The 11,842-nt window shown below is 40.8% G+C and carries 12 protein-coding genes; 9 read left to right on the top strand and 3 right to left on the bottom strand.

Going from position 1 to position 11,842, the window contains the following annotated elements:
- Nucleotides 1-159 precede the first annotated feature (159 nt).
- A complete protein-coding gene (locus DPV85_RS05200; protein ID WP_005695476.1) occupies nt 160-690 on the bottom strand; it encodes an inorganic diphosphatase in 531 nt (176 codons plus the stop codon).
- A gap of 200 nt (nt 691-890) precedes the next feature.
- Between DPV85_RS05200 and DPV85_RS05195 the strand changes: the two genes are divergently transcribed.
- The 9 genes from DPV85_RS05195 (at nt 891) to secF (ending at nt 10,380) form a co-directional block, all read left to right on the top strand.
- Nucleotides 891-2,207: an NCS2 family permease gene (locus DPV85_RS05195; RefSeq protein WP_111327303.1), complete on the top strand. Its 1,317-nt coding sequence runs from the start codon at nt 891-893 to the stop codon at nt 2,205-2,207.
- A 177-nt stretch (nt 2,208-2,384) separates the two neighbouring features.
- The gene (trhP, locus tag DPV85_RS05190; protein WP_005695474.1) at nt 2,385-3,764 is read left to right on the top strand and encodes a prephenate-dependent tRNA uridine(34) hydroxylase TrhP; all 1,380 of its coding nucleotides are present in this window, start codon (nt 2,385-2,387) and stop codon (nt 3,762-3,764) included.
- Nucleotides 3,765-3,957: 193 nt separating this feature from the next.
- The gene (gene queA, locus DPV85_RS05185; RefSeq protein WP_111327302.1) at nt 3,958-5,049 is read left to right on the top strand and encodes a tRNA preQ1(34) S-adenosylmethionine ribosyltransferase-isomerase QueA; all 1,092 of its coding nucleotides are present in this window, start codon (nt 3,958-3,960) and stop codon (nt 5,047-5,049) included.
- A 111-nt stretch (nt 5,050-5,160) separates the two neighbouring features.
- Entirely contained in the window at nt 5,161-6,333 is a 1,173-nt protein-coding gene (gene tgt, locus DPV85_RS05180; RefSeq protein WP_111327301.1) for a tRNA guanosine(34) transglycosylase Tgt, read from the top strand.
- Between the two features lie 52 nt (nt 6,334-6,385).
- Complete coding sequence (locus DPV85_RS05175; RefSeq protein ID WP_111327300.1) at nt 6,386-6,898, top strand: hemerythrin domain-containing protein; 513 nt, start codon at nt 6,386-6,388, stop codon at nt 6,896-6,898.
- Between the two features lie 3 nt (nt 6,899-6,901).
- Nucleotides 6,902-7,129: a sulfurtransferase TusA family protein gene (locus tag DPV85_RS05170; RefSeq protein ID WP_005695469.1), complete on the top strand. Its 228-nt coding sequence runs from the start codon at nt 6,902-6,904 to the stop codon at nt 7,127-7,129.
- A gap of 101 nt (nt 7,130-7,230) precedes the next feature.
- Nucleotides 7,231-7,521, top strand: a complete 291-nt coding sequence (gene yajC / locus DPV85_RS05165) for a preprotein translocase subunit YajC (RefSeq protein ID WP_005695468.1) — start codon at nt 7,231-7,233, stop codon at nt 7,519-7,521.
- A gap of 23 nt (nt 7,522-7,544) precedes the next feature.
- Nucleotides 7,545-9,395 (top strand): protein translocase subunit SecD, encoded by a 1,851-nt coding sequence (gene secD, locus DPV85_RS05160; protein ID WP_111327299.1) that lies wholly within the window; start codon nt 7,545-7,547, stop codon nt 9,393-9,395.
- A 10-nt stretch (nt 9,396-9,405) separates the two neighbouring features.
- A complete protein-coding gene (secF, locus tag DPV85_RS05155; RefSeq protein ID WP_049367187.1) occupies nt 9,406-10,380 on the top strand; it encodes a protein translocase subunit SecF in 975 nt (324 codons plus the stop codon).
- Between the two features lie 82 nt (nt 10,381-10,462).
- Here the strand turns inward: secF and DPV85_RS05150 are convergent, their stop codons facing one another.
- Together DPV85_RS05150 and glnB are read right to left on the bottom strand one after the other, a co-directional pair.
- Nucleotides 10,463-11,503, bottom strand: coding sequence for an AI-2E family transporter (locus tag DPV85_RS05150; RefSeq protein WP_049369524.1), 1,041 nt, complete (start codon nt 11,501-11,503; stop codon nt 10,463-10,465).
- Nucleotides 11,503-11,841 (bottom strand): nitrogen regulatory protein P-II, encoded by a 339-nt coding sequence (gene glnB / locus DPV85_RS05145; RefSeq protein WP_005697836.1) that lies wholly within the window; start codon nt 11,839-11,841, stop codon nt 11,503-11,505. Before glnB ends, DPV85_RS05150 begins: the two co-directional genes overlap by 1 nt.
- Nucleotide 11,842 lies beyond the last annotated feature (1 nt).

The following is an 11,842-nucleotide window of genomic DNA, read 5'->3' as shown; positions in this document are numbered from 1 at the left end:
CATATAACACCCATATTTTACTTTTTCAATCTTATTACGAATAAGGTCAAAACATCCTGTTCCTAGGAGTGTATTTAGTCCATTTTAATAGTATTTTTACTCATCTATAAAAACAAAAGGCATCAATCTGATGCCTTTTAAATTTACTAACATGAAAAATTAACGTTCATTCCAACGTTTGATTGATTCACGAATCACTTCTTTCGCTTCTTCTACATCGCCCCAGTGAGTCACTTTCGTTGAACCTGGTTTTTTCAATGCTTTGTAGTTGTTGAAGTGGAATTCAATTTGTTTGATTAATTGGGCTGGCACATCGGCAAGGCTGTTGTATGCATTGCCGGTATCGCGGTCATCTGCTGGCACACAAACGATTTTATCGTCCACTTCGCCATCATCAACGAATTTCATCACACCGATTACTTTTGCTTCAAGGAATACACCTGTCGCAAGTGGTTGGCGAGTTAATAATAAAACATCTAACTCATCGCCATCTTCGTCTAAAGTTTGTGGAATGAAACCATAGTTAGTTGGTTTTGCGAAGATCGCTGGCTCAACACGGTCTAATTGGAACGCTGCAACTTTGCGGTTCCATTCGATTTTGTGGCAGCTCCCTTCTGGAATTTCATTTACCACATTGATAATGCCGGCATCTACATCGCCTGGCGTTAAAATTTGATTAAAATCAGCCATTGTTTTTCCTTTTTTGATTACGTTAAAAACTTTCAGAGTATAGCAGTTTTTAGTCGATAAAAAAATATGCAAAAAACATCCTCAAAACTGACCGCACTTCCCCGCCAGCCTGACAAAAAAACGATTGCGCAAACGTTTACATTTAAATAATTTGCTATAAAATAGCACGTCTTTTTTTGATTATTAACCTAGGGGACTTTATGTCAAGTTTAGAAAAAACCTTTGAACTCAGCAAACGCGGTTCAACGGTTCGTCAAGAAATCATCGCGGGTTTAACCACCTTCTTAGCCATGGTGTATTCCGTGATTGTTGTGCCTAAAATGCTTGGTGATGCAGGCTTTCCGGCTGAATCTGTCTTTATCGCAACCTGTTTAGTCGCGGGTCTTGGATCGATTTTAATCGGCTTTTGGGCAAATGCGCCAATGGCGATCGGCTGTGCGATTTCATTAACTGCTTTCACCGCATTTAGCTTAGTGATTGGTCAACATGTTTCTATTCCTGTGGCATTAGGTGCCGTATTCCTCATGGGTTTGGTGTTCACCTTAATTTCTGCAACAGGTATTCGTTCATGGATTTTACGTAACCTGCCATCAAGCATTGCGCACGGTGCAGGGATCGGGATCGGCTTATTCTTACTTTTAATCGCCGCAAATGGCGTAGGCTTAGTGGTCGGCAACCAAGCGGGTTTACCGGTTAAATTAGGTGATTTCACTTCATTCCCTGTGATGATGTCTTTAATTGGCCTTGCATTCATTATCGGCTTAGAAAAAATGAAAGTGAAAGGTGGGATTTTATGGGTCATCATCGCGATTACTATCGTAGGTTTAATCTTCGATCCAAACGTAACATTCAATGGCCAAATCTTCAAAATGCCAACCTTTGGTGAAAACTCACTTTTCTTACAATTAGATTTACAAGGCGCATTACAACCAGCCATTTTACCGATTGTGTTTGCTTTAGTGATGACTGCCGTATTTGACGCAACAGGTACTATTCGTGCCGTTGCAGGACAAGCTGACTTATTAGATAAAGACGGACAAATCATCAACGGTGGCAAAGCCTTAACCTCTGACTCTGTAAGTAGCTTATTCTCAGGCTTATTTGGTACTGCACCAGCCGCTGTTTATATCGAATCAGCAGCAGGGACAGCCGCAGGCGGTAAAACGGGTATCACCGCTATCGTGGTCGGCGTATTATTCTTATTAATGTTATTCTTCCAACCACTTGCATTCTTAGTGCCAGGTTACGCAACTGCGCCGGCGTTAATGTATGTGGGCTTATTAATGCTAAGCAATGTAAGCAAATTAGACTTCGATGATTTCGTGGGCGCAATGAGCGGCTTAGTTTGTGCGGTATTCATCGTGTTAACAGCAAACATCGTAACCGGCATCATGCTTGGCTTTGCGGTATTAGTTATCGGCCGTATCGTGAGTGGCGATGTGAAAAAACTCAACATCGGCACAATTATCATCGCTGTTGTGCTTGTCGCATTCTATGCTGGCGGCTGGGCGATTTAATTAAATGCATCATGATAAGGCGAACGAATAGTTCGCCTTTTTATTTCTCGCCTTAAAAACAATCCCAAAACCAACCGCACTTTTACTTTACAAATCCCTAAATCCGCCTAAAATACAGGCCTTTAATACGGCTTGCCAAAAGCAAGCTACTGACCTGAAATCAGACAAGAGAATATTATGACAACCCCATTTAAACCTGAATTACTCTCCCCTGCGGGCTCCCTCAAAAATATGCGCTACGCCTTCGCGTATGGCGCAGATGCCGTTTATGCAGGCCAACCACGTTACAGCTTACGTGTACGCAACAATGAATTTAATCATGCCAATTTAAAAATCGGGATCGATGAAGCCCATGCGCTTGGCAAAAAATTCTATGTAGTAGTGAACATTGCGCCGCATAACTCCAAACTCAAAACCTTTATTAAAGATTTACAACCTGTCATCGACATGGGCCCTGATGCCTTAATTATGTCTGACCCAGGCTTAATCATGTTGGTGCGTGAAAACTTCCCGGATATTGATATTCACCTTTCTGTACAAGCAAATGCCGTAAACTGGGCAACGGTAAAATTCTGGAAACAAATGGGGTTAACGCGTGTGATTTTATCGCGCGAATTATCCATTGAAGAGATCGCTGAAATTCGCCAACACGTGCCCGATATCGAACTCGAAATTTTCGTACATGGTGCGTTGTGTATGGCGTATTCTGGCCGTTGCTTACTTTCTGGCTATATCAACAAACGCGACCCAAACCAAGGCACTTGCACGAATGCTTGTCGTTGGGAATACAAAATGGAAGAAGGCACTACGGATGAAGTAGGCAACATCGTGCCTAAAATCGATCCCGCTCAACAAATCGAAGTGAAAAATGTGGCACCAACTTTAGGCGAAGGTGCAGTAACGGATAAAGTCTTCCTTTACACCGAATCACAAAAGCCAGATGAACAAATGACGGCGTTTGAAGATGAGCACGGCACTTACTTTATGAACTCAAAAGATCTGCGTGCCGTACAGCACGTAGAAAAATTGACCGCACTTGGTGTGCATTCTTTAAAAATCGAAGGCCGCACTAAATCATTCTATTACTGCGCAAGAACCGCACAAGTTTACCGCAAAGCCATTGATGACGCAGCAGCAGGCAAACCATTTGATGAAAGCTTAATGGATACGTTGGAATCCCTTGCTCATCGTGGTTATACCGAAGGGTTCTTACGTCGCCATACGCACGATGAATACCAAAATTACGAATATGGCTACTCTATCTCTGAACGCCAACAATTTGTCGGTGAATTTACCGGTAAACGTAATGAGCAAGGTATGGCTGAAGTGGCAGTAAAAAATAAATTCTTGCTTGGTGATGAAGTGGAAATGATGACCCCACAAGGCAACATCGTCTTTAAAATTGAAAAAATGCTCAATCGAAAAAACGAAAATGTGGAAGCCGCACTTGGCGATGGCCACTTTGTCTTTTTAGATGTGCCACAAGATATCCAACTTGATTATGCGTTGCTAATGCGTAACTTGGTCAACACCAACACACGCAATCCACATAATTAATTTGTTAAAAAATTGTTGCATTTGTTAAAGAATGTACTATAATACATCCCATACCTGATTTGTTAATTCAACAACTCATAGTATGACTCCAAATATTTTGCCCTTTCACCTTTTTGAAAGGGCTTTTTTTCTTGTTCTTTCCTCCGAATAGCTCTAGACTATGCCCCATTTTTAGCTTTCATTATTTACAATTATGCGTGTTTCTGACTTTCATTTTGACTTACCCGATGAGCTGATTGCTCGTTATCCTAAAGAAGATCGCTCTTCTTGCCGTTTGCTACAACTCAATGGTGAAAACGGGGAAATTTCTCACCGCACTTTTACGGATGTATTGGATTTAATCGACGAAGGTGATTTGTTGATTTTTAACAATACGCGCGTAATCCCTGCTCGTATGTTTGGTCGTAAAGCCAGCGGCGGGAAAATTGAAGTGTTGGTGGAACGTGTTTTAAGTGAACACCATTTCTTAGCGCATATTCGTTCGTCAAAAGCTCCGAAAGAAGGTGCTGAATTATTTTTAGGTGAAGATAAACTCGGTGAAAATAATGGCGTAAAAGCCATTATGATTGGTCGTCAAGATGCCCTTTTTGAAGTGGAATTAGCGGATAAAAACCGCAATGTGCTTGATGTGTTGCAAGAAATCGGTCATATGCCTTTGCCGCCTTATATTGATCGTCCAGATGAAGAAGCGGATCAAGAATGCTATCAAACCGTGTATAACAAAGTGCCAGGTGCAGTGGCTGCGCCAACGGCTGGCTTGCATTTTGATGATGAGCTTTTACAAAAATTACACGAAAAAGGCGTCAATTTTGAATTTGTGACTTTGCATGTGGGCGCAGGTACATTCCAACCCGTACGTGTTGACAATATCGAAGATCATATTATGCACGCAGAATATGTGGAGCTTTCTCAAGAAGTCTGTAATGCCATTATTGAAACAAAGAAAGCGGGTAAACGTGTAATTGCGGTAGGTACAACATCAGTGCGTTCTGTTGAAACCGCTGCTCTATCTGCAGAAGAAAATGGCAATCCAGATTTAATTGAAGCTTATTTTTCTGATACGTCTATTTTTATTTACCCAGGTAAATCATTCCGTGTGGTGGATGCGTTGATTACTAACTTCCACTTACCGGAAAGTACGTTGATTATGTTGGTGTCTGCCTTTGCAGGCTTTAGCCACACCATGAACGCCTATAAAAGTGCGGTCGAAAATCGCTACCGTTTTTTCAGTTATGGCGATGCGATGTTCATTACTAAAAATCCCAATGTGAAAGGCTTAGAATAAGTGGTTTGACTTATTTTCAACCAACTCATAAAATACCTATCAAGAAGCCTGTACTAACAGGCTTTTTTATTGAATAACAACCTACGAACTGTTTATTCGTTGAGGAAAAAAATGAAATATGAATTAGATAAAACCAGCGGCAGTGCGCGTCGTGGTCGCTTGGTATTTGAACGTCCACAAGGCACGTTCACCGTTGAGACCCCTGCGTTTATGCCAGTGGGTACTTATGGCACCGTAAAAGGCATGACGCCAGAAGAAGTGCGTGCGACAGGTGCAGAAATTTTATTGGGTAATACCTTCCATTTATGGCTTCGTCCTGGACAGGAAGTGATGCGTAAACACGGCGATTTGCATGATTTTATGCAATGGCATCGTCCGATTTTGACGGACAGTGGTGGCTTTCAAGTATTCAGTTTAGGTAAATTACGTAAAATCACGGAAGAAGGCGTAAAATTCCAAAACCCAATTAATGGTGAGCGTATTTTCCTTTCGCCTGAAAAGTCTATGGAAATTCAATATGATTTAGGATCTGACATCGTGATGATTTTCGATGAATGTACGCCTTATCCAGCGACTTTCGATTATGCGAAAAAATCCATGGAAATGTCTCTTCGTTGGGCAAAACGTAGCCGTAATCGCTTTGATGAATTAGGCAATAAAAATGCGCTATTCGGTATTATTCAAGGCGGCGTATTTGAAGAATTACGCAAAGTATCACTAGAAGGTTTAGTGAATATTGGCTTTGACGGTTATGCGGTGGGCGGTTTAGCGGTAGGCGAACCAAAAGAAGATATGCACCGCATTTTAGAATATATCTGCCCACAAATCCCGGCTGATAAACCGCGCTATTTAATGGGCGTGGGTAAACCGGAAGATTTAGTGGAAGGCGTGCGTCGTGGTATTGATATGTTTGACTGTGTAATGCCAACCCGTAACGCACGTAACGGCCATTTATTCGTCACGGACGGCATTGTCAAAATCCGTAATGCAAAATACCGTGATGATACGAGCCCATTGGATCCTGAATGTGATTGCTACACCTGTAAAAACTACACCAAAGCGTATTTATATCATTTAGATAAATGCGGTGAAATTTTAGGTGCACGCTTAAATACCATTCACAATTTACGCTATTATCAACGTTTAATGGTGGAAATTCGTCAAGCTATCGAAGACGATCGTTTTGATGATTTTGTGGTGGAATTCTATGCTCGTATGGGCAAACCTGTTCCACCATTACAGTTAGATCCTACTCAATCTTCTGAAACACAATTATCAGAATAACACATGCAAAGTGCGGTCAAAAATGACCGCACTTTTTAACAAAGGAAACCTTATGCAAATCCTTGAACCTCAACAATTTGCCACTTGGAATGAGCCGATTGATATGCTTTATGCCTGTCATAGCAAAGTGAGACGCTTTTGTAAGCAACTCACCATTCTTCCTGGCTACTTAGAAAAAAATGGCGTGAATCAAGCCGTATTAAATGATGTGAAAACCATTTTGCAGTATTTTAATCACGCGGCACCACTTCATCATGATGATGAAGAAAAAGATTTTTTCCCTGCTTTAATTGAAAAAGCGCCTCAAGCGAAAGAATCGGTAGATGAATTAGAACGCCAACATGTTACTTTGCATGAAAATTGGGCAAAACTTTCTGAACAACTAGAAGAATTGATTGCAGAGAAACGGATTGATGTAGATGAAAGACTGATTACGCTATTTGTAGCAAGTTATGATAGACATCTTGCCCTTGAAGAGCCGCTATTTGAGCTTGGTAAGCAATATTTATCCGCAGAACAACTCACAGCTATGGGCAAAATTATGTTTGCTCGTCGCCAAGCTTAAACCATGAAATATCAATTAAATTTGACCGCACTTTCCTGCCCGATTCCGCTTTTAACGGCGAAGAAAGCTTTGGCAAATTTAGCGCCAAATGATGAATTAGTTTTGCAATTAAATCGTCAAAGTGCGGTAGAAAATTTTGTTGTTTTTTGTGAAGAAAATCAATGTGAATTAGTGGATAAACATTGGCTTTCCGAGCAAATCTTCGAAGTTTGCTTGAAAAAAATCAATTAATCCTAAAATTCTCGTTGTTATTGCCTTCATCGGCTTTTACTGAATGCCGTTTTATGGTATTTTACGCACACTTTTAACTTTTCATTTATAAGGAAAACACAATGGAAGCACAAAGCCCAATGTCCACGTTATTTATTTTCGTGATCTTCGGTTTAATTTTTTATTTTATGATTTACCGTCCACAAGCGAAACGTAACAAAGAACACAAAAAATTAATGTCTGAATTAGCGAAAGGCACTGAAGTATTAACCGCTGGTGGTTTGATTGGTAAAATCACCAAAGTAACCGAAGGTGCTGAAATTGTTATCGCTTTAAACGATACTACTGAAATCACGATTAACCGTAACTACATCGTTTCAGTATTACCGAAAGGTTCTGTAAAATCTCTCTAATTTAAATTCCTAAAGGGAAAACTATGTTAAATCGTTACCCATTATGGAAGAATCTAATGGTGATCCTTGTGGTCGCCATTGGTGCTTTATACTCTCTTCCAAATATCTATGGTGAAGATCCTGCGGTGCAAATTTCCGGTACACGCGGACAACAAGCAGACACCACCGCATTAACTGAAGTACAAAATGTACTGAAAGAAAATAACCTTCCAACCAAATCTATCGTTCTTGAAAATGGCTCCATTCTTGCCCGTTTCACCAACACAGATGACCAACTTCTTGCCAAAGATAAAATTGCAGAAAAACTTGGCACTAACTACACCACCGCATTAAACCTTGCACCGGCAACACCGGCTTGGTTAAGCAGCATTGGTGCAAATCCAATGAAATGGGGTTTGGACTTACGTGGTGGGGTACGTTTCTTGATGGAAGTGGACATGAATTCTGCATTGGCTAAACGTCAAGAACAGTTACAAGACACATTACGCAACGAATTACGTAAAGAAAAAATTCAGTTTACGGCGATTAAAAATGGCGACAAATTTGGTACAACGGTCACATTAGAAAACGCAGACCAAATGTCAAAAGCAGCGCGTATTATTCGTCAGTTACACCCAACATTAGACGTGTCTGACATTGGTGACAACACCTTAAACCTTGCCCTTTCAGAAGCGGCATTAACAGAATCACGTAACTTAGCCATCGAGCAAAACTTAACGATTTTACGTAAACGTGTTGCTGAATTAGGCGTAGCTGAAGCGGTTATCCAACGTCAAGGCGCAGAACGTATCGTAATCGAATTGCCGGGTGTTCAAGATACGGCGCGTGCAAAAGAAATCTTAGGGGCAACTGCAACACTTGAATTCCGTATTGTGAATTCATTAGTAAATCCTGAATCGGCTGCTCGTGGTATGTTACCTTCTGACACAGAAATCAAATATGACCGTCAAGGTAGACCTGTTGCACTTTACAAACGTGCGGTATTAGGTGGTGAGCACATCATCAACTCAAGTTCTGGTTTAGACCAAAACACCAGCACACCACAAGTAAGTGTAACCTTGGACAGTGAAGGCGGCGAAATCATGTCGCAAACCACCAAGAAATACTACAAAAAACCAATGGCAACCTTGTATGTAGAATACAAAGACAACGGTAAAAAAGACGAAAATGGCAAAACCATTTTAGAGAAAAATGAAGAAGTGATTAACGTCGCAACAATTCAAGGTCGCTTTAGTTCTAACTTCCAAATTACGGGTGTAAGCAGTTCTGCAGAAGCACAAAACCTTTCTATGTTATTAAAATCAGGTGCATTAATCGCGCCAGTGCAAATTGTTGAAGAACGTACAATCGGTCCTTCTCTTGGTGCACAAAACGTAGAACAAGGTATTGATGCAAGCTTTTGGGGCTTAATTGCCGTCATAGTCTTCATGCTGATTTACTATAAAATCTTCGGTATTATCGCAAGCTTCGCCTTGGTGATTAATATCGTTTTATTAGTCGGTTTGATGTCTATCCTACCTGGTGCAACACTCACCATGCCAGGGATTGCGGGTATCGTATTAACACTGGGGATGTCGGTGGATGCCAACGTACTTATTTTTGAGCGTATCAAAGAAGAGATTCGTAATGGCCGTCCAATCCAGCAAGCCATTAACGAAGGTTATAACGGTGCATTCACCTCTATCTTCGATGCGAACTTAACCACAATTTTAACGGCAATCATTCTTTATGCTGTGGGTACCGGCCCAATTCAAGGCTTTGCAGTAACTCTTGCATTAGGTGTGGCAATTTCAATGTTTACAGCGATTACCGGAACACGTGCTATCGTGAACTTCCTATACGGCGGTAAACGTCTTGAAAAATTATCAATTTAGGTAGGATAAGATGAGATTATTTGCAAAAGATAAAAACGGACATTTTATCCGTGAAGTGAATGGGATTAAATTGCCATTCCCTCTCACTGAATTTATGAAAGTGAGATTTGTGGGATATGCATTTTCTGCGATTTTAATGGCGATTTCCCTCTTCTTCATTGTGACAAAGGGCTTCAACTGGGGCTTGGATTTTACCGGTGGTGTGGTATTTGATACGCACTTCTCACAACCGGCTGATTTAGAGAAAATCCGTGGCACATTAAATCAACATGGTATTGCAAGCCCAATTGTACAAACAACCGGTTCTGTACAAGACGTGATGATTCGCTTACCGGCTGACAATAACGACTCTGCGATTGGTGATCACGTTAAAAGCATGCTCCAAACAATTGATCCTAATATTCATATTAACAGTATCGAATTCGTCGGTCCGAACGTCGGTGAAGAACTGGCTCAAGGTGCGGTTTATGCGACCCTTGCAACCCTAGCAATGATGTTAATTTACGTGGGCTCACGTTTTGAATGGCGTTTAGGTTTTGGTGGTATTGCCTCACTTGCGCATGACGTGGTGATTACACTCGGTGTATTCTCTGCATTACAAGTCGAAATGGATTTAACCTTCGTGGCAGCGATTCTTTCCGTTGTAGGTTATTCTATCAACGATAGTATCGTGGTATTCGACCGTGTGCGTGAAAACTTCCGTAAAATTCGCCGTGTAGAAACCATCGATATTATTGATATTTCCTTAACGCAAACCTTATCGAGAACCATCATGACATCTCTCACAACGCTTCTTGTTGTGATTGCCTTGTTCTTCTTTGGTGGTCCATCAATTCATAACTTCTCATTAGCGTTATTAATTGGTATCGGTTTTGGTACTTATTCATCAATCTTTATCGCGATTGCGATTGCTTATGATATCGGCCTACGCCGTGAACATATGATTCCACCAAAAGTGGATAAAGAAGTAGATGATTTACCTTAATCTATTAAACATCAGATAAAAAGAAAGCCACCATAACGGTGGCTTTTTTATTGCTAAAATTATGACATTTTATGACCGCACTTTAGTCGTTTACATCACCTAATAAAGCCGCATATTTCTTCGTTGATTCTGAGCTTTCCAAGGTAATTTTAAACGCCATTGTCAGCGGCACTGAAAGTAACATACCGACCGTACCGAGCAACCATCCCCAGAAAAGCAACGAAAAGAATACGACCAAGGTAGAAAGCCCTAAAGTTTTTCCCATCATTTTTGGTTCAATAATATTACCAATCACAATATTTGATGCAATGATACCAGCTGTCACGCCCATACCCACACCAAATCCATTCAGCAATAACGCTTGGACAACAATCGGCACGGCTGCAATAATCGAACCAATATTTGGAATGTAATTTAATAGGAAGCTTAAGGTTGCCCATAAAATCGCATATTGGACATCCATTACATCCAACAAAATCCACGTCGAGACGCCGGTAAGCAGACTAATCACCGTTTTCACACCAAGATAACTAATCACACCATCTAAAATACGATCGATGTGATGTTCTTCCGCGACAACATCATGTTCATTATCACTTAAAACTAAAGCAAGTTTATGCTTCATGGTTGGCGCTTCAAGCAGCATAAAAATCACCGCTAAGATCAACACAAAAACATTCGTCACCACGCCAGAAAAGTTTAATAATAAACGGCTCACAAAGTTCATGATCACACTTGGATCAAAATGCTCCATAATGGCTTCGCGAGAAATCACAATCGGCAATTTCAGTTTTTGAGCTAACGCCATGACGTCATTTATACGTTCCGAAAGCAGCACTTTATATTGAGGAATCGAGCGTGTGAATTCCTGCACGCTGCTGTTAATTAATCCCGCCAGGAAAAAGAATACGATTAAAATTAAGATAAACAACAAGGCTATGGCGATGCCATGTGGCACTTTGCGTTGTGTCATCGCTTTAATCACTGGCGAACAAATAATGGCGATAAATAATGCCAATAAAAAAGGCACGACAATCTCCGCCGCCAGTTTAATTCCCGCAAACACAATCACTAAAGCCGCCATTGCGACTAAAGTGCGGTTAAAATTTAAGTTTTTTTCCACTAAATGGCTTCCTCATTTTCTTCGCCTGTACGAACACGGATCACGCGTTCTACATCATAAACAAAGATCTTCCCATCACCGATTTTCCCTGTTTGGCAAGTTTCAACAATGGTTTCAAGGCACTGTTCAAGTAAATCATCCGGCACGACAATTTCCATTTTCACTTTAGGTAGAAAATCCACCATATATTCCGCACCGCGATAAAGCTCTGTATGCCCTTTTTGGCGACCAAAACCACGGACTTCAGTCACGGTCATTCCGCTAATGCCAATATCAGATAAATTTTCACGCACATCATCTAATTTAAATGGCTTAATAATGGCTTCGATTTTTTTCATC

The sequence above is a fragment of the Haemophilus parainfluenzae genome, assembly GCF_003252725.1.
Classification (GTDB): Bacteria; Pseudomonadota; Gammaproteobacteria; order Enterobacterales; family Pasteurellaceae; genus Haemophilus_D; species Haemophilus_D parainfluenzae_L.
Note: the sequence above shows the minus strand (reverse complement) of the source record. Positions and strands in the feature narration are given on the sequence as shown.